This is a genomic window from Micromonospora globbae (genome assembly GCF_003610785.1).
GTDB lineage: Bacteria > Actinomycetota > Actinomycetes > Mycobacteriales > Micromonosporaceae > Micromonospora > Micromonospora globbae.
The window spans coordinates 1-18423 of sequence record NZ_RAQQ01000042.1 but is presented as its reverse complement, the minus strand read 5'-3'; the positions used below and the strand labels follow the sequence as shown (position 1 = coordinate 18423).

Below are 18423 nucleotides of genomic sequence, written 5' to 3'. Positions count from 1 at the left end.
TCCCGACGGGCCTCGACCGCCAACCGGGTCGCACGCTCACGCAGCTCATCGTTGTACTTCTTCGGTGCAGGCATCGCTGGTGTTCCTCCCAGGTTTCGATGTCTCCATCAAACCCGGGGCGGGACAGTGTGTGCCGGTGATGACCGTCTGGTACGTGTCGAGGATGGCCCGGCCTTCCCGGTCCACGTCGTGGTCGGTGATGTACTCGACGTCATACCCCTTGGTCTCCAGCCAGTCGAAGATGTGGGTGTCCGCTTCGAACGCCCACGGCCGGCCCTCCCCGTTGGGGCCGGTCGTCATCGACCGGAGGTTCTGGATTGGGCGCTTGGCTGACGAGTACACGTAACCGCTGCCGTCGGCATGGTCGGAGTACTGCGACATCGTTCCGCCGGTCTGCCCGTACGCCAGATAGGTCAGCGTCGGCACGAGCATGGCGATCTTCGCCTTGGGTCGCTTCGGGCGTACGACGAACGTGGCGTGGTAGACCTTCCCGCCGGCCTCCAGCCGCGCCGCGTACACCCCGCTCCGTGCGTTGTCCGGCACCTTCCACCGGAAGCTCGGTGACCATCCCGCATCACCGAGGTCGTCCTCGTGGAAGTAGACCGCGCCCCATTGCGCCGGATCCTCGTTGTAGTTCATCGTCTTGCGATCCCAGTCGTGGCTGGTCAGCGCCCGGACCGGAAGGTTGACCGCCCGGCCGTGGAGCCGGTGCCGCCCGCTGTCGACGACCTTGTCGGTGGAGATCTGGCGGGAGAAGTCCCATGCCGCCGCAGCCCGCGACGGCGCCCGGCCCCGCTCGGCCGCCGCGATCTCGGCCGCAGTGAGAGCGCGGTCGTAGATCGTCGGAGATTCGATCTTGCCGTTGTAGAAGCCGGTGGGATGGCCGCCGCCGGGGCGGTCCCAGTGGGCGGCCATCAGCAGCGGCGCTGTGGTGTGGTTGATCCGCGGCGCGTTGACCCGCTTGGTCACGGTCGCCACCGAGTCGTCCGGATGGTCAGCGACGGGGCGTTGCGTCACGGTCACCGAATGGGTGCGAGCGTCATAAGTAGCCGCGACGAAGTACCAACCGGAGTTGTTGACGTGCTGCGGTCGGGGGTTGCGGTTGAAGTACATCTCGGGACCGCCCTGCGCCGGTGCCCACGGCCGCAGCTTGACCCCGGTCGAGACGGTCTCGACGCCCGATCGGGAGCCGAGTCGCAGGGCGAGGCTGCCCTGCTCGTCGATGAACAGGCCGTAGCCGCGCGCGTCCGCGGCCGACCACTTCGTGACCAGCCCCTGCAGCCGCGGCGTACCGACCGGGGTCCGCTGAAGCGCCACCCGGTTGTACGGCGAGCCCGGGATCGTGGTCGGTGCGATCCAGGCGGTGATGCTGAAGCTGCCGGACGGCTTGAGCCGGCTGTCGTCGGGAACCGTGACGTACGACCCCAGCGGCAGCGGCTGGTATCGGCCCGGGTACGTGCGGTTGACCGGCGTGTCGATGACCTGTTCCTTGATGCCCGGGCCCGCGGGGTCGGCGTCGCCGTGCTGTACGCGGACGATCCGCGAGTTGAACGTCGGTTCCTTGGTGCTGACCATGATCGAGACGGTCTCGCCGGGTTCGACGCTGAGCCTGTCGGGGTAGCCGCTGACGCCAAGCCCGTCGAGCTGCTCCTGCGGTGGGACGGGTTCGGTGGGCAGGGGTTCGTCCGGCATGTAGCGCGCGGCCGTGGACGGGTCCGCCATGCTGCCAGCGAAGGACGGGGTCGCGCCAGGTGTCGCGGCCACCAGGGCCACGACCGCGACGACGGCGATGGTCGTTCGTGATCTCCTCATCTTGGGGGAACCTCCTGGGTCGACTGCCGATTTCAGGGCCGGGGCGGGTGGCCGGTCGAGCGGCCCCTGCGTAGCCCCCGGGCAATTGCCTCCTCTCTCGCGCATCGGGCCTCTCGCACCCAGCGGGCGATGACATATCCGATGGACGCGCGGATCAGGCTCGCGGCCGAAGTGGCCGGAGGGAGGACGAAGAAGCCGGCGCGGCAGGGCCCGTTTGTGGGCGCGCAACGCACGACGTTCCGTACCGGGTAGGCACTTCCGGCGGCGTGAGGAGCGGCGTGGCCACCGGACGGTCGGTGTAAGGGATGGCAGGCAGCCTACGCATTTCACCCCACGCTCAGAAAGATGCTCACTACGCGCGGCGACGAGCGAGCGGGAACCATCGACCAGCGGCTACGCGGCATGCACCCAGCGGTCGATGGGCGTCGATGAACGGCCCGGCCGTGCTGATCAGCGTCGGAAATCGGCACGCGAACCGCCCAGCTGGGTGCAGGGTGGGCTGGTTGGCCTTGACGGGCAAGATCCCACTCTGGTCGAGCAGCTGGGCGAAGCGGATGATCTCCTACGTCCTGCTGTCCACGTCGCTGCTGGCCAGGACCCGCACCGGTCTGCCAATGAGCCATTTCATCGTGGATAGCGGGCGCCCTCCGCGAACGCGTCCAGACGGTGCCGCCGGCGCCAAGGTAGCCCGTGTCGCGAACGTCAGCACGTGGGCGTTGGTTAGGGCGTCGACCAGGCCGTGAGTACGGACGGCGGTCAGGTCGTGAACGGAGCCGGGCAGGGCGGCCGACGCGCCCGCGAGGCTGAGGAGGAAGGATGAGCGCTACGACAGTTGCGGACGCCAGCGCCGGTCGTGGGCGCTCTGCTCGTAGGGTGCGGGGAGGGGGAGCGCAACAGTTCGATGGTCATGCCCCACCGTGTCCGGCCGTAGACGTATTCGTTGCCTGGCCCGCTCTCTGGCCCCGGTAGCGGGCCGACCGGCGCGGTTGCTCGCCAGCGGCCGCCGAACGCGCTCGGCGGTCGCCGCCGGATCGTCCGCGTTCAGCGCCAGGTGCTGCAGGCCCCAGGCACACTCGCCCACGCCGCCGGCCGCTGATCTGGTGTGGAGAACTCGAACAGCTCCACGCCGGGTCCGTCCGGCAGTCGCAGCATGCGGCGCGTCGTCCCCTGCATACCAGCCGGCACACCTAAGCGTCGTTCCAGGGTGGGGCCAGCGTTGGGCTTGGCTCCTGCGGGCAGGGTGTCAAGGAACACCGAGGGCTGAGCATCCAACGGCCCCTCCGAGCCCCCGTCGTGCCAGCGACCGATCTGAACCCGTCCCCTCAACCGCACCTCGAGAGGCACGCGAAACGGTGGGTCTACCCGAACCGATGCGGTGAGGGCCTCAACGATTCGGCGACAGAGCCCGCCCGCCGGATCAGTTTCGATGAGAGACAAACCGGCAACGCCCGGCGAGCCGACTTGGGTGGATGTGTTCGGCATCGCCAGCCTCTCGCAGAGGAATGCGTCGGCGTGCGAGGTGGTGTGGGTGGGGAGGTGATGCCCCAGTTTCCTTTCCCCATGAGAAGCAGCCGGTGACCGCCCTCGCGGGTCCCGTTCATTCGGCCGATGCTGGATCGAGGCGGGCCAGGTGGGCGCGGACGGCGTCGGTGCTGGTTTCCTCGTCCTCGGTCTGGTCGACCCCCAGCTTGGTTAGCAGGGCCAGGGCCTGTCGCCAGTGGTCGCGGGCCGACTCGAACCGGCCGAGGGCGTGTTGGGCGTGGGCGAGTCCGTCGTGGGCGCGGGCTTGGTCGAGGGGCTGTCCCAACTCGTCCGCCAGGGCGAGGGCCCGCGCGTGCTGGTCGGCGGCGATCGCCGGATCGCCGGTGGCGTACCGGATCCGGCCCAGGCCCTGCCGGGCCTCGAACTCGAGGTTGCGATCGCGGGCTTCCCTGGCCAGGTCGAGCAGTTGCCGGAAATGGGCCACGGCCTCGGGGTACCGGCCCTGGGCGCGGAGGATGTCGCCTAGGCCGTTCAGCGCGTCCAGCTCACCTCGGTGATGGCCGGTTTCCCGGGCCAGCGCCAGCGCCTGTCGGTAGTACTCGGCAGCCCGCGCTTGCCGCCGCTGGGTGCGGTGCACCAGGCCCAGCCCGTTGAGCGCGTCCAGTTCGCGGGGCCGGTGCCCCGTCTCGCGGGCGATCCGCAGCACCTGCTCCAGGTGGTCGATGGCCTGCTCGGGGCGGCCCTGCCGGCGGTGGATGTGGCCGAGACCGTGCAGCGCGTCCAGCGTGCCGCGGCGATGGTCGGTTTCCTCGGCGATCCGCAGGACTTGACGGTAGCAGTCGGTGGCGTCGGCGAACCTGCCCTGGGAGCGGTGGACGTCACCGAGGCCGGCGAGGGCGTCGAGTTCGCCGGCCCGTTCGCCTGTCGCGCGAGCCATCCGCAGCGCCTGCCGGAAGTCGTCGATGGCCTCGGCGTTGCGCCCCTGGGACCGGTGGATGTGCCCGAGGTCGTTCCAGGCGGTCAACTCGTCCGCCGGCCGGCCGGCCGTCCGGGCCGACGCCAGTGCCTGGTGGTGCAGGACCTCGGCGGTCGGGTACCGGCCCCGGGTGTGCAGGTGCCGGTGCAGGGTGGTCGACAGGTACGGCAGGTATGCGGTCATGCCGTGCGCGCTGGCGTGATGCGCGGCGGCGAGCAGGTTGGGCAGCTCGGCGTCCAACCAGTCCAGCGCGGCCGCCTGGTCGGGCAGGTCGACGGTGGGGGCTTCGGCGGGTGGGCCGAGCGGCGGTGGCCGCCGTGCGTAGGGGTAGGCGATCGCCGTTGCTCGTGCCGCGGTCTCCCGGTAGTGGTCGAGCAGCCGGGCCAGCGCCGCGTCGATCGCCGCCTGGTCGGGGCCGGCCATGCCGGCCGCGTGGGTGCGGACCAGGTCGTGGAACCGGTACCGGCCCGGGACCGGCTCCTGGAGCAGGTGGGTGTCGAGGAGCTGGTCGACCGTCCGCCCGGCCTGCCGCAGCGACACCCCGAGGAGCGCGGCGAGGGCGTATTGCTCGATGTCCGGGCCCGGGTGCCGGCCCAGCAGCCGGTACGCGTCCTGCTGGGCACGGTTCAGGTGCCGGTAGGACAGATCGAGGGCGGCGGTGACACTGCGCCGGCCGGCGTCGAGTTCGGCCAGTCGATGTTCCTCGTCACGCAGGCGCAGCACCAGGTGGTACAGACTCCAGGAGGGACGGGAGCGCAGCCGGGCGGCGGCGATGCGGATCGCCAGCGGCAGCCGGCCGCACAGTTCCACCACCTCGACCAGCAGTTCGGTCGGCGGGCTGCCGAGCCGGTCCCGGCCGACGGTCCGCTCGAACAACTCGACTCCGTCCGTGGTGGGCAGAATGTCCAGGGACAGCGCACCGGTGTGGTCCAGGCCGGTCAACCGGTGCCGGCTGGTGATCAGGACCAGGCAGCCGGGCGCACCGGGCAGCAGCGGCGCCACCTGCGCCTCGGTGGCGGCGTTGTCCAGCACGATCAGCATCCGCTGGTCGGCCAGCCGGGTGCGGTACAGCCCGGCCCTTTCTTGGAGCCCGGCCGGGACCTGCGGGCCCGGGACACCGAGGGAGCGCAGCAGTTGGTCGAGGACCTCGCCCGGCTCGCGGGGCGACATCCCGGGCGTGTGACCGTACAGATCGACGAAGAGCTGCCCGTCCGGGTAGCGGTCGGCGATTCGGTGGGCCACGTGGATGGCGAGGGCGGTCTTGCCGACCCCGGCCATCCCGTCGATGGCGCTGATCACCACCGTGGCGGCGTCCCACATCTGATCGAGGGCGGCCAGCTCCCGCGTCCGGCCGGTGAACGACGGCGGCGGGGTCGGGAGCTGCCGGGGTACCGGCCGGGCGATGTCCCGCCCGACCAGCACGGGTTCCCCGCGCAGGATGGCCCGGTGCAGGTTCCGCAGTTCCGGGCCGGGATCGGTGCCGAGCTCCTCGGCCAGCCGTGCCCGCGTGACCGCGTAGTGCGCCAGAGCCTCGGCGCCCCGGCCGGCGGCGTGCAGCGCCTGCATCGACACCGCGACCAGTGGCTCGACCAACGGGTGGTCGACCACCAGGTCGGACAGCCGCCCGAGGACGGCGTCGTGGTTGCCCAGTCGCAGCTCAGCCCGGGCCCACGCCACGACAGCGGCCAACCGGTGCTGCTGCAAGCCGTCCCGCAACCGGGCGAACCACCCGCCAGACAGGTCCGCCACCGGGTCGCCCCGCCACAGGTCCAGCGCTTGGCGCAGCAGCGTCACGCGTTGCGTGTCGTCGTACCGACCGTCGCGTGCCTGGTCCACCAGACGTTGGAAGCGGTGCAGGTCGACCCGGTCCGAATCGAGCTCCAGCAGGTATCCGGCGGGCCGACGGTCCAGCCGGGCAGCGCTGCCGTCCAGCTCGGCCGCCCGGGCGAGCAGGCGCCGGATCCGCATGATGTGCGCGTACAGCGCGTTGCGCGCCTCGGCGGGCGGCGGATCCTCCCAGACCCGGTCCACCAGGGTTTCCACCCGGACCGGCCGTCCGGCATCCACCGCCAACGCCGCGAACACCGCCCGCTGCTTGGGCGGGCCGAGGGCGAGCGGCTGGCCGGCCGCGCGCGCCTCCACCGCGCCGAGTAACCGGACCTCCATGCCCTCCTCCGCGTCCTGGACGACTAGTCGGTACTAGAGCGACGCTATGCGGCGCCGGCAGCTAAGACGTTCGTAAGGTCGCCAACCAGACCGTGCCGACAGGGTCGAGGAACAGCAGCCGGCGGCTCCGGGCTCGTACGACAGCAACCCCGCTGCCGCCGCCGAACCCTGAAGGAGGTACCCATGAAACTCGCCGCACGAATGATGGCCGCTCTCGGACTCGTCGCAGTGCTCGGCTCGGCACTGGTGGCCATCGGGCCCGCCGGACCGGTGTCCGCGACCGAGCGCGACCGCCCCGCGCAGGCCACCACCGTCGGTGACCGGACCGAGCGAATCCGCAAGGCCTACCGGATCGAGCCGGACGGCACGTTGCGGGAGGTCTCACCGACGGCAGGGGTCGCCCCGGCCGCCGGCGAAACGTACGCCTACGTCTTCTACCCCTCCTACGAGTCGGACTGCTGGTACGGGGAGATGTGCATCTGGACCGGTGACTACTACAGCGGCTGGGGCCTCATCATGGGCGGCAGCTACGCCTCGTGCCAAGGCTGGCGGTTCGAGAACACCGTCTTCCAGGACCACACCTGGTCCATCTGGAACCGGGTGCCCGGCGGCACGTCCTCGATTTGGGACCGGTACGCCGACGGCTCCTACCGCTACACCAAGTACGCCCGGCTGGCCACCGGATACAAGCACGACACACGGTTCAGTCTGATCATGGACGCGTGGACGTTCGACCCGGCCAACAACTGCCGCAGCCTCAACCTGGGGCACGTGGACCTCTGACCGACAGGGTGCGGTCGCCCAACCCCGGGCGACCGCACCCGCCTGCGGCGTCCGTCGCGGCTGCGAGAGCCGCCTCGCCGAGCGGCGAGGACGTACCTCACGAGCACGGTTATCCGGTCACCAACCTTCCTCTCAGCGGGCGGACGACGAACCGTCCGATCAGCGGCCAGAGGAGCACCACCAGGATGGAGGCGTAGATCAGCATGGACACCCAGCCGCCGATCAGGCCGTGCAACTCGCCGCCGGAGAGTTGCAGCGCTCGCCGGCCCTGCAACTCCGCATGCGGGCCGAGTATGAGACCGACGATCAGCGGCAGGATCGGCAGGCCGAAGCGGCGCATGCCGAAGCCGAGCAGGCCCAGGGCTAGCAGCAGGAACAGGTCGAACGGCTGGGCGTTGACCGCGTACGCACCCATCGAGGCGAAGAAGATGATCCCGGCATAGAGGTACGGGCGCGGGATCCGCAGCAGGCGGGCCCACGCCGGGGCGAGCGGCAGGTTAAGCACCAGCAGCAGCAGATTGCCGATGAAGAGGCTGGCGATCAGTGTCCAGACCAGGGTGGACTCGCGAGTGAACAGCAACGGCCCGGGCTGGATGCCGAACTGCTCGAAGGCGGCCAGCATCACCGCGGCGGTGGCGTTGGTGGGCAGGCCGATCGCCAGCATCGGGACCAGGGTGCCTGCGGCGGAGGCGTTGTTGGCCGCCTCCGGCCCGGCGACGCCCTCGATCGCACCCCGCCCGAACTCCTCCTTGTGCTTGGAGAGCTTCTTCTCGGTGATGTATGACAGGAAGGTCGGGATCTCTGCCCCGCCGGCCGGCACTGCGCCGAACGGGAACCCGAGCGCGGTGCCGCGCAGCCACGGCTTCCAGGACCGCTTCCAGTCCTCCTTCCCCATCCATGGCTGACCGACCGGGATCACCTCACCGGACTTGCGGCGTAGGTGCGCGGCGATCCAGAGAGCCTCGCCCACGGCGAAGATGCCGACGGCCACCACGACCACGTCGATGCCGTCGATGAGCTGCGGGATCCCGAAGGTTAGCCGCTGCTGACCCGTCTGGTCGACCCCGATCACGCCGATGGTCAGGCCGATCAGCAGCGAGGCGAAGCCGCGGACCCGGGACGCGCCGAGAATCGCGGTCACCGCCACGAACGCCAGCAGCATCACTGCGAAGTAGTCGGGTGCGCCGAGGCTGATCGCGAACTGCACCACCGGTGGGGTGACCACCACCAGCAGGACGGTGGCGATGGTGCCGGCGACGAACGAGCCGATCGCGGCGGTGGCCAGGGCCTGGGCAGCGCGCCCGGCCTTGGCCATCTTGTTGCCCTCGATAGCGGTCACCACCGAGGAGGACTCGCCAGGGGTGTTCAGCAGGATCGAGGTGGTCGATCCGCCGTACATGCCGCCGTAGAAGATGCCCGCGAACATGATGAGCGATTGGGTCGGCCCCAGGTTGTAGGTGACCGGCAGCAGCAGCGCCACCGTCATCGCGGGGCCGATGCCGGGCAGCACGCCGACCGCGGTGCCGATGGTCACCCCGAGCAGCGCGATCAGCAGGTTCATCGGGGTCAGCACATGACCGAACCCCTCGATCAGATTGCCCAGGTTTTCCATTACAGGATCCCTTGCAGGACGCCGGCGGGCAGGTCGACACCGAGCCCGATGGCGAAGGCATAGAATGTGATCAGCGACAGTGCGATGGAGATCAGTAGGTTCCGGATGTAGTGGCGGTTGCCGAGCGCGTAGGCCGAGCCCCAGTAGAGGATCGTCCCGCTGATCACCCAGCCGAGCCGGTCGATGAGCACCGCGTTGACCAGGAACGCCCCGATCAGCAGTAGCACGGTTCGCCAGTCGATCGGGGTGCTCAGATCGACGTCCTCGCCGGCCTCCGGCTCACCGGCGCCGCCGCGGAACACGTCCACCGCATAGACCGCCGCGACCGTCAGCAACAGCACGCCGAGCAGGATTGGTACCGCTTTGGGGCCGATTGGGTCCGCCGAGTTGATCGCGCTGCCGATCCGCGTCGTCGCGTCGACGATGACCAGCGCGCCGACCAGGGCGAGAAATGCACAGACGCCGTACTGCGCCGGGTCGCGCTTCCGCCCAGCGGCCGCCTCCGAGGTCGCCGCCGGGTCGGTTCCGGCGCGCGCTGGCTCGTCCGGCGTACGCAGCGCGCCCGGCCCGGTCGGCTCGGTCGTGGCCCGCTGTGTCCGCTGGGCAGCGGCCGGTTCGGCCGGCGCGACCGTCGGCTGCACTGGGATCTCGGGTTCCGCCGGGGGTCGGAGCGGCGGGTCGCCGCCCCGTACCGGCCGGTTCGTCCTGTCGGTCATGCCAACCCGAGTTGCTTGAGCACGTCGGCCACTGCCTTGTCCTGCTCGGTCAGGAACGTGCCGAACTCGTCACCGGTGACGAACGCGTCGGTCCAGCCACGCTTCTTCAGCTCGGCCTTCCACTCCTCCGACTCGTGCATCTTGGTCAGCACGTCGATCCAGACCTTCTTGTCGGCCTCGCTGATTCCGGGCGGCGCGACGATGCCCCGCCAGTTGGTGAAGACCAGGTCGATGCCAGCGGACTTGAGCGTCGGCACGTCCCTGAGCGCCTCGATCGGCGCCTCGCTGGTCACCGCGAGGACCCGGATCTGGCCGGCCTCGACCTGGTCGAGGAACTCGCCGAACCCGCTGGCGCCGAAGGCCACCTTGCCGCCGAGCACGGCCGGCAGCAGCTCGCCGCCGCCGTCGTACGAGACGAAATTGACGTGGCGGGGGTCGATGCCGACGGTCTTGGCGAGCTGCATGGGCAGCAGGTGGTCCGGGCCGCCGGGCGAGGAGCCGCCGCCGACCGCAATGCCCTTGGGGTTGGCCTTCCACGCCGCGACCAGGTCGTTGATGGTCTTGTACGGGGAGTCCTTCGGCACCACGATGGCGCCGGCCTCCTCGATCATCTTGGCCAGCGGGGTGGTCTGGGTCAGCGTCGCGGTGGACTTGGAGGTGTACGAGGCACCGACCACGCCCAGCCCCATCTGCATGGCGAGCTTGCCGTTGCCCCTCTCGTTCACTGTCCGCTGGAGACCGACCGTGCCGCCCGCCCCGGGCAGGTTGAACACCTGCACACCCGTGGCGATCTTGGCGTCCTCCATCACCTTCGCGGCAGTGCGAGCCGTGGTGTCGTAGCCACCACCGGGGGTGTTGGGAACCATGATCCGTAGTCCGGTGACCGGCGTGCCGTCGTTGCCGGAACCGGATCCGTCCTTCTCGGCCGTGGCACCGCAGGCCACCAGGGCGAGCGTCGTCGCGGCGGCCACTGCGGTGACCAGCAGGGTTCTCCTTGTTGCCATGATGTTTCTCTTCCGTTTCGAATGAGTCCGGCTGCAAGATGGTGGCCTCCGAGCAGGTCGCCTGTCTGCGTTGTGTCACCAGCGGAAGTTGAGGTCTTTGTGGTCGCGGTCACGTCCTGGCGACGTACACTCGCCGGGCAGCTTCTCGTCCTTCAGCTAGCGATCATCGTCGTTGTGCTGGTGGCGGTCGCCGCTGTCTCGCTGGCCCAGTCGGCCGCCACCTTCAACCGGGTCGAGGGGCGCCGGGTCGCCGCCCTCGGCGAGGAACTCGCCGGCAGCCCGCTGCTACGCGACCAGCTCACCCAGCCGGCACCCGCCGAGGCGATCGCACCGCTGATACAGAACACACTGATCCGGTCCGGGGTGACCCACGTGACCGTGGCGAACGAGCGTGGCCGGGTGGTCAGCTCGACAGACCCGACGCTGGTCGGCAGCCCGGTGGTGCTCGGCGACCCCTGGGTGGCGCAGGGCCGGAGCTGGTTCGGCGAGCTGGAGGTCGACGGCACCCGGCAGCTGGTGGCCCAGGTGCCGGTGCTCGGCGACGATCCGAAGACGAAGAAGAACCTCGGCCGGTATCTGGGCGTGGTGGTCGTCGGTGAGGCGTCGCCGACCTGGTCGGCGCGGCTGGTGGGTGCCTCCTCGTACCTTCTCACCTACCTGGGCATCGCCTGCGGTCTCGGGGTGGTCGGGTCGTGGCTGCTGGCCCGACGGATCAAGCGGCAGACTCTGGGCCTGGAACCACGTGAGATCGCCGGGCTGGCCGAGCACCGCGAGGCGTTGCTGCACGGCATCGCCGAGGGGGTGATCGCGCTCGACACACAGCAGCGGGTCACCCTGATCAACGCGGTCGGTCGGCGGCTGCTCGACCTGCCAGAGAACTGTCTCGGCCGCAGCCTCCGCGAGCTGCGCATCAACGGCCGGCTGCGGGACGTACTGGCTGGCGCCGACAGAAGCCCGGACACCCGGGACCAGGTGGTGATCCGACGCGGCCGGGTGCTGGTGATGAACCGAATGACGGTACGCAAGGACAACCGCAGACTCGGCTCGGTCACCACGCTGCGAGACCGCACCGAGCTGGCCCGTCTGGAGCAGGAGCTCGGCTCGTTCCGCAGCACCACCGAGTTGCTGCGGGCGCAGACCCACGAGTTCGCCAACCAGCTGCACACCATCTCCGGGCTGATCCAGATCGGCGAGCACGACGAGGTGGTCCGCTACGTGGACGCGCTGAGCCGGCACCGAGCCTCCCTCGACCTGGCGGTCACCAGCCGGATCCACGACACCGCGATCGCCGCCCTGCTGATGGCGAAGTCGGCGGTGGCCGCCGAACGGCGGGTGGAGCTGCGGATCTCCGAGCGGACCGGGCTGAACCGCCTGCCGGCGGAGCTGTCGGCGGACGTCGCCACGGTGCTCGGCAACCTGGTGGACAACGCGATCGAGGCGGTGGCGGGCGGCGAGGTGGCCGACGACCCGGACGAGCGCCCGGCCTGGGTGGAGGTCGAGCTGCGCCAGGACACCTCCTCCGTGGAAATCGTCGTCCGCGACTCCGGTCCCGGGATTGCGCCTGAGCTGGCGCAGGAGGTATTCACCAATGGTTTCACCACGAAGGCGGCCCACAGCGGCGAGCGGGGTGTCGGCCTGGCGCTCACCCGTCTGGTGTGCCGCCGCCGCGGTGGCGAGGTGGCGGTGACGAACACCGACGAGGGCGCCATGTTCACCGCGCGGATATCGGTACTGGCCACCATGTCAGAGGAGGCGCGATGATCGACGTCCTGGTTGTCGACGACGACTTCATGGTGGCCCGGATCCATCGCGGATTCGTCGAGCGTATCGACGGGTTCCGGGTGGTGAGTACCGCCGGCACCGGCGAGCAGGCGGTGGCCGCGGTTGACGAGTTGCGGCCCAACCTGGTCCTGCTCGACCTCTACCTGCCCGACATGTTCGGCCTGGACGTGGTGGCCCGGATCCGGGCCGCCCGGCACGACTGCGATGTCCTGGTGATCAGCGCCGCGCGCGAGGCCGAGGCGGTACGCGCGGCCATCCGCTACGGCGCGGTCAACTACCTGCTCAAGCCGTTCGGCTTCGAAGAGCTGCGCAGCCGGCTGGAGCAGTATGCCGTCCGCCGCACCGCACTAGGTACGGCGGTCGTCGCCGACCAGGCCGACATCGACCGGGTGCTCTCCCGTAGTGGCGCGGTCGCCGGCGCGCACACCCTGCCGCGCGGACTCAGCCCGGAAACCGCCGCGCTCGTGGAGCGGACCCTCCGTCAACAGACAGGCCCCCTCACCGCCAGCGAATGCGCCGACCTGGTCGGCATCTCCCGGGTCAGTGCCCGCCGGTACCTGGAACACTTCTCCAGCAGCGGACGGGCCGAGGTGACCTTGAAGTACGGAGCGGCCGGCCGTCCCGAACGCCGCTACACCTGGCTGGTCTGACCGGGCCGGGATTCGAACTCGCTCCGACTGGTAGCGGCCAGCAAGCGGAGGTCGACCGGCTGGTCGCTCTCAGCACCCGGCTTGAGGTCGGCGAGGACGGGCTGTCGTGCTGGCCGATCCCGACGGCAACCAGTTCTGCGCCCGAGGAAACCGAGCACAGCGCAGCCGGGTCCCCCAGTAGTCAGAGCCGTCGCGCAGATCACCGGTACCCAGCCCCGTTGCCGTACACGCTCAGGCAGCAGGCTGGGGCAACCAGGGCCAGCCAGCAAGATCTCTCAGGCACGCCCGACGGTCGGTCGTCGCTCTCGCGGTTTTCACGCACGACGCGGTCTACCAGCCGGATGGCGGGGGAGAGGAAGTGGTTGAAGCCAGACCCAGCCCGGCGTCGTTGACGCCGACCCTCAGGAGCAGCCGAACGCGGTGAACTGAGCCGCCCGGTCCGATGCCGTCCGAAACCGCCACACGATGAACAGCCCTTTCATACCCCAGGTCTTCTACTGTGCGCGGCGACTCGCCGGGAACCAGCGTGATGGATGTGGAGCACTCTCCGGCCATTGAGCGGGACGCAGGCGCAAGCGCTTCACAGCGGGCTGAGCGCCGCGACGCCCGCGATGGGCAGATCGTCCCGTTGCCGATACCGTCGATCTCCGCGACGAGTCCCGGCGCCCGCGCTCGAGCGGCGTCGAGCGCATCCGCAGCCGAACCCTCGGTTAGGGTGTCCGGCACGCGGGCTTCGGCGAACATTGCGCGGTAGGCGGTGACTGCAGACCTCAGCTGGTGGGCGCGCGCAAGATTGCTGCAGTGGATCCCAAACCAGGCCGGATTCGAGATATTTGATTCGAAGGAGAATCGAGTGAGGAAGGTCAACTCGAAGGTTCTGGGATTGATCCTGGGCTCGTTTCTCATCCTGCCAATCCTGTTAGGCTGCGCAGACATCGGGGAGCCAAACGGCGAGACAGTGATCTTCGAAATCGCCAATACCGAAGAGATTGTCGGCAAGGAGACCGAAGGGGCGCGGACCCTCCGAAAGCACTACATGATTCTGAGTCCACCGGAAGATCTGACGGACCTCAAGGTTCTGGTGGAGGAGTACGCCAAGGATCATCGGGCCAGAAGCGGGTATGGAGCCATTCACCTGTTTTTCTATCGCGAAAGTGACGACTTGCCTAGCGACTGGCAGCCCGACGAAAGTTACATGAATACGGATCGGCTGGAACATCACAGAAGCGATCTCATCGCATCGATCACCTGGTCGGATGCCCAGCCGCAAAAAGAATACAACGTTTATGATAAAAGCGAGGAGGGAAAGATCCTGAAGCGGATGCGCTTCATTGAGGACCGGCTTGTCGAGTGACCTGCCGGACCGGCGCCGGCGTGTCTCCTGCAAGCCGATCTGGCAGCGCTGAATGACGCGGGTCGGCGGTGGTGCCTCGGCTGGTGTGACCGGCCGGCGTGTCGAAGATCGAGAACTTCCACTGCGACTCATCACCCTCGGAAGCTACGAACCGCCGCATCAGTGTTAGCGGGCCGGCCGGCCGTATGGGTCGTGGCTGACCTGCTGGATGCCGCCCGGCGGAGGCCCGCTGTACGGGCCGGGGAACCCGTCGGCCGGCGTCGTGTGCAGCACCGCGGTCGGTGCGTCGCTCATGCCCGCTCCGGCCGGCGCCATGAGCTGAGTCGCCGCATGCGGATCCGGCTTGTCCGGCGTGTTCCGGCGGCGGATCCTCATCAGGGCCAGTGTGCCCAGGCCGGCAGCGACCAGTAGGCCGCCCAGGATGAACGGCAGCAGCGAACCGCTGCCCTCGTCGCTGACAGGTTCGAGGGCGGGGGTGCGGCCTCGGCTGCGCTGGTCTCCGGCTGGGGCGCCTCCGCCGCCGTTGCGGTGGGCGACGGCGCGGTCGTGGCGGGCGCGGCCACGGCGGTCAAGGTCAGCCGCACGCTCGCGGTGTCACCGGCGGAGCCCCGCACGGTCGTGCGGGCGGTGCGATAGCCGTCCAGGGCCGCGACGACCGTGATCCGGCCCGCGGCGATCGTCTTGCCGGCGCCCGACTTGATCGAGAACCGGCCGCTCTGGTCGCTCGTCGTACGGTATTCGTGCCCGGCACTGTCCCGGACGGTCAGGGCCACGCCCCCGATCGCCTTGCCGCTGGCGTCGCGGACCTGGCCGGACACCCCGTCCACCTCCGACGATGGCTCGTCCCCACCGGGCTGCGGCGCGCCCGCGCCGGGTTGCGACGTGCCCGGGCCGTGAACATAGACCATCTTGAAGTCGAAGCTGTTCTGCCCGTCGAGCCGCACGCCGACGGAGATGTTGAGACCGCTGATCTCGCCCGCGTGCACCTGGGGCGCGACAAGGGTGGCCTGGAAGTCCTGGCTCTGGCCGGGTTTGAGGTTCGGCTCCACCCGGCAGCCGGTGGTGCACTGCAAGCCGCCACTGACCACCACGATGGCCGTTTCGGCCCGGCTTCCGTTGTTCGTGACACGGAACTGAACGCGAACCTTGTCGCCGGGCTTCACGTTCTCCGCCGACACGCTCAGGATGCTGACGGGTGCCGGGGCGCCCGCCACGGGTGCCGCGGACATCGCGAGCGTCCCCCCCCGGTCAGCGCGATCAATGCGGCGGCCCGGGCCCATCGGGCACGTAAGCGAGTCGGCACTTCCTACCACCCTCTCCACGGCAGGCACCATCGGCCGATGACGCCGCGGGACACTATGCCCTGTCGGGATGGTTGCGCGACCCGCGGCCCCGGTCACGTCCCCTGACGTGGTGCGCGCCACGGAGCACGCCGGCGTCGAGATCCGTGAGTTCGCCGTGGAGTGCCTGCGGCAGTTGCAGGGCGTGGGCGCCCGAGGTGTCTGCCGACTTCACCGTTTCCGCCCTGCCGGACGGTACGGAGGTGGGCCGCCACCCCGCACGCTCAGTGATCCGGTACGCCGGGGCCCGGCACCTGCCGGGCCCCGGCTCGGCTCTATTCAGCCATGGACGACGTATCCGCCCATGAGAACCGGGTACCGGGGTCGCTGGGGGGATCCCGGGGGGAGGTCGGTCTCGGGGTCGAGGCAGTGGGTGGGCGGCCGCTCCGGCCCGTTCTGCGCCTGAGCGTCGACGATCTCGTCCGGCTCACTTCCACCGTCGATGATTTTCACGTAGTAGCCATGGTTCTTCACATTGCCCTGGCCCTCAGGGACGATCGCGGTGAACACCGCGACGTTTCCGGTGACCTTCAGACACGTCACGTCGGCTCGTCCCTGCCCCACCAGCGTGCCGTCCGGCAGCTCGTGCCGGTATAGGAAATGGCCGCGCGTCGACCCGTCGGCGGCCGTCACCGCCTGGACACCGAACCAGATGCGGTGCCCAACCACGCCGGGCTCGTCGTACACGAAATGTCCCAACCCGGCGACGACCGACCACCCAGTTGCGACGCTCGTCGCCTCGGACTGCTGGGCCTGCGCGACGGAGGGCGACCCCGCCACCCCCGCTACCGCAACCGCCGCCAACGCCATCACACGCATACCTGACCTGAACATGTCGCTCCTTCTGACTATCCCGTCCGCTGACCTGTTCAGCATCACCGGACGTCGATAGGAGTGAATCCCTCCACCGAGCCATCCGCCTCCCCCGTCGGAGGGAGTGGCGCGGCTCGCCCCGTGGGGATGGAGGGATGGTGGCAGCCGTGATGCGGACTCGACCGAAGGCGAGCCGGCTCGCACCGGCGCTCGTGTCCCCTTCGTCGCAGCGGTCCCGCGGCACATGGTGTACCGGCCGTCGCGGCGCCTGATCCCACCTCGTTGCGGGCCTGCGGATGTCGGCTGCCGACCGGGCCTCTGTCGCCGGCGCGGTCGCTACTCGATACCGACTCGATGGTCTTTGGCGAGGGCGTGCAGCGGGCACGGCTGTCTCGGCTCGCGCGGGCAGAGGACCCACACGTCGGTCGCTGTTGCCCGGTAGAGGCGGTACGGGGAGGATCCGGTCACGTCATCCCTGGTCAGCGCGGTGGCGCCCCGGTCCGGGGGACCTGGGTAGACCTCCAGTCCGCGTTCGAGATCGTCGCCGGCCAGCTCGCTCGCCGTCCCGGCCGCGTACAGGGCACGGCCGTGGTGGGGCCGGACGCTGGAGTCGAACACCACGATGCTGACCTGCGGGCGTTCGGTGAGGTTGCGGGAGTGCACCGCAGCGGTCTCCGAGGTCCAGTAGAACTCGCGCAGGCCGGCCGCGGCGAAATAGACCGGCGATGTCCACGGCCGGCCGTCCGGGTCGACTGTGCCCAGCGTCAGGTAACCGTTCGCGTCGAGCAGCGCCCGCGCGTGTGCCGCCAGGTCAACTGTCATCGTGGACCACCTTCTCGGACGACCTCGTAGGTGAGGTGCGTCGCCCGTGGCGACTCGGTGACCTGCCGCTGGATCAACGTCGTCGGGCCGGCGAGCGCGAACAGCCGGGTGCCGCCGCCGACCACCAGGGGTGACAGGTGGATGCGCAGCTCGTCGACGAGCCCCGCAGCCAGGCACTGGTCGATGACGTTCGCGCCGCCCATGACGACGACGTCCTTGTCACCCGCGGCGGCTCGGGCCTGGTCGATGGCGGCTGCCACGCCGTCGGTCACGAACCGGAACCTGGACGCGAGCCGCACTGTGGCGGGCGGCTCGTGGGTGACGACGTAGCACGGCGGTGCGGCCGACTGGTTCTGGTCGTGCCCGTACCCGACGTCGTCGCTCCAGCCGTGTGGGCCGTCCACGATGTCGTACAGCCGTCGTCCCATGACCACAGCACCGGTCCGCTCGAAGCTGTCCGCCAGCACCGCTTCGTCGACCGGTGAGCGGGGCTCCTCCAGCACCCACGCGTGAATCGCCTCGCCGCCGATGCCGAGGCCGTGCTCCAGGTCCACCCCACGTGCGGTGACGTATCCGTCCAGCGACATCGAGATGTCCGCGATCACCTTGCTCATGTCCACTCCTTCAGGTGCGGCTGATGTATATAACGGCGGGGCCGGGCGGGAACGGTGACGAGAACTCGACCGCGCCTTCCTGCTCGACGTTCAGCGCGTCACTCGATGTTGTCTCGCGAGTGGTTACGTCGAACCATTCGACCTGGTAGGTGCCGGCTGGCAGATCGACCGTGAACCTGTCACCGTCCGGCTGTAGCACGAGATACTCCGAGCCGGGGTTGACCAGGGCATAGCCGGTTGAGGCGAGGTCGCGCCGCGGCTGCATGTCGATCAGACCCATGCGCTCGGCGTACCGGCGGGTGTCGCCCATCGCCCACCGCGCCGGCTCGTAGTAACTGAATGGCGGCACACCGGCCTCGGCGGGTGACTCGTGTCAACGGTCTCTTTGATCTCCCCGTAGGCGGCCGGCAGTTGTCCCCGCTGACGGCCGCGGAGTTCTCCCCAACGGCGGCCAGATAGTTCCCCGCCGTTGGTTGTTCGGGGTGTCAGGTCAAGGG

At 69.6% G+C, this 18423-nt stretch carries 15 protein-coding genes and 2 pseudogenes; 5 read left to right on the top strand and 12 right to left on the bottom strand.

Features of this window, described 5'->3' with window-relative positions; genetic code table 11:
- Positions 1–45 precede the first annotated feature (45 nt).
- From D7I43_RS30820 to D7I43_RS30810, 3 genes and pseudogenes are all read right to left on the bottom strand, one after another.
- Complete coding sequence (locus D7I43_RS30820) at positions 46–1812, bottom strand: N,N-dimethylformamidase beta subunit family domain-containing protein (RefSeq protein WP_158610192.1); 1767 nt, start codon at positions 1810–1812, stop codon at positions 46–48.
- A 644-nt stretch (positions 1813–2456) separates the two neighbouring features.
- A pseudogene (locus tag D7I43_RS33925) lies at positions 2457–2614 on the bottom strand (IS5/IS1182 family transposase); the annotation flags it as partial.
- 795 nt (positions 2615–3409) lie between these two features.
- Positions 3410–6436, bottom strand: coding sequence for an AfsR/SARP family transcriptional regulator (locus tag D7I43_RS30810; RefSeq protein ID WP_120332084.1), 3027 nt, complete (start codon positions 6434–6436; stop codon positions 3410–3412).
- A gap of 183 nt (positions 6437–6619) precedes the next feature.
- Between D7I43_RS30810 and D7I43_RS30805 the strand changes: the two genes are divergently transcribed.
- On the top strand, positions 6620–7219 hold the full coding sequence (locus D7I43_RS30805; protein WP_147427349.1) for a hypothetical protein: 600 nt from the start codon (positions 6620–6622) through the stop codon (positions 7217–7219).
- Between the two features lie 109 nt (positions 7220–7328).
- Here D7I43_RS30805 and D7I43_RS30800 read toward each other — a convergent pair whose 3' ends face one another.
- The 3 genes from D7I43_RS30800 to D7I43_RS30790 are packed head-to-tail and all read right to left on the bottom strand — an operon-like array spanning position 7329 to position 10551.
- The gene (locus tag D7I43_RS30800) at positions 7329–8831 is read right to left on the bottom strand and encodes a tripartite tricarboxylate transporter permease (protein WP_120332082.1); all 1503 of its coding nucleotides are present in this window, start codon (positions 8829–8831) and stop codon (positions 7329–7331) included.
- Positions 8831–9547 (bottom strand): tripartite tricarboxylate transporter TctB family protein, encoded by a 717-nt coding sequence (locus D7I43_RS30795; protein WP_240033292.1) that lies wholly within the window; start codon positions 9545–9547, stop codon positions 8831–8833. Before D7I43_RS30795 ends, D7I43_RS30800 begins: the two co-directional genes overlap by 1 nt.
- Positions 9544–10551 (bottom strand): Bug family tripartite tricarboxylate transporter substrate binding protein, encoded by a 1008-nt coding sequence (locus D7I43_RS30790; RefSeq protein ID WP_192902313.1) that lies wholly within the window; start codon positions 10549–10551, stop codon positions 9544–9546. The genes D7I43_RS30795 and D7I43_RS30790 overlap by 4 nt, the downstream gene beginning before the upstream one ends.
- A gap of 174 nt (positions 10552–10725) precedes the next feature.
- On the opposite strand from D7I43_RS30790, the gene D7I43_RS30785 reads away from it, so the two are divergent.
- From D7I43_RS30785 to D7I43_RS30775, 3 genes are all read left to right on the top strand, one after another.
- Positions 10726–12312: a sensor histidine kinase gene (locus D7I43_RS30785; RefSeq protein WP_240033291.1), complete on the top strand. Its 1587-nt coding sequence runs from the start codon at positions 10726–10728 to the stop codon at positions 12310–12312.
- A complete protein-coding gene (locus D7I43_RS30780; protein WP_120332079.1) occupies positions 12309–12983 on the top strand; it encodes a response regulator in 675 nt (224 codons plus the stop codon). Before D7I43_RS30785 ends, D7I43_RS30780 begins: the two co-directional genes overlap by 4 nt.
- 853 nt (positions 12984–13836) lie before the next feature.
- Positions 13837–14337 (top strand): hypothetical protein, encoded by a 501-nt coding sequence (locus D7I43_RS30775; protein ID WP_120332078.1) that lies wholly within the window; start codon positions 13837–13839, stop codon positions 14335–14337.
- Positions 14338–14502: 165 nt separating this feature from the next.
- On the opposite strand, the gene D7I43_RS34210 is transcribed toward D7I43_RS30775, so the two are convergent.
- Together D7I43_RS34210 and D7I43_RS30770 are read right to left on the bottom strand one after the other, a co-directional pair.
- Entirely contained in the window at positions 14503–14631 is a 129-nt protein-coding gene (locus tag D7I43_RS34210) for a hypothetical protein (RefSeq protein ID WP_275670867.1), read from the bottom strand.
- Between the two features lie 80 nt (positions 14632–14711).
- Positions 14712–15515, bottom strand: coding sequence for a carboxypeptidase-like regulatory domain-containing protein (locus D7I43_RS30770; RefSeq protein WP_240033290.1), 804 nt, complete (start codon positions 15513–15515; stop codon positions 14712–14714).
- A 235-nt stretch (positions 15516–15750) separates the two neighbouring features.
- Here D7I43_RS30770 and thyX point away from each other — a divergent pair.
- A pseudogene (thyX, locus tag D7I43_RS30765) lies at positions 15751–15908 on the top strand (FAD-dependent thymidylate synthase); the annotation flags it as partial.
- A gap of 48 nt (positions 15909–15956) precedes the next feature.
- On the opposite strand, the gene D7I43_RS30760 reads toward thyX, so the two are convergent.
- From D7I43_RS30760 to D7I43_RS30745, 4 genes are all read right to left on the bottom strand, one after another.
- Positions 15957–16511, bottom strand: a complete 555-nt coding sequence (locus tag D7I43_RS30760; protein WP_147427348.1) for a hypothetical protein — start codon at positions 16509–16511, stop codon at positions 15957–15959.
- Between the two features lie 315 nt (positions 16512–16826).
- Complete coding sequence (locus D7I43_RS30755) at positions 16827–17312, bottom strand: pyridoxamine 5'-phosphate oxidase family protein (RefSeq protein ID WP_120332076.1); 486 nt, start codon at positions 17310–17312, stop codon at positions 16827–16829.
- Positions 17309–17926: a dihydrofolate reductase family protein gene (locus D7I43_RS30750; RefSeq protein WP_120332075.1), complete on the bottom strand. Its 618-nt coding sequence runs from the start codon at positions 17924–17926 to the stop codon at positions 17309–17311. Before D7I43_RS30750 ends, D7I43_RS30755 begins: the two co-directional genes overlap by 4 nt.
- Positions 17927–17936: 10 nt before the next feature.
- On the bottom strand, positions 17937–18236 hold the full coding sequence (locus D7I43_RS30745; RefSeq protein ID WP_147427347.1) for a hypothetical protein: 300 nt from the start codon (positions 18234–18236) through the stop codon (positions 17937–17939).
- Between the last annotated feature and the right edge of the window lie 187 nt (positions 18237–18423).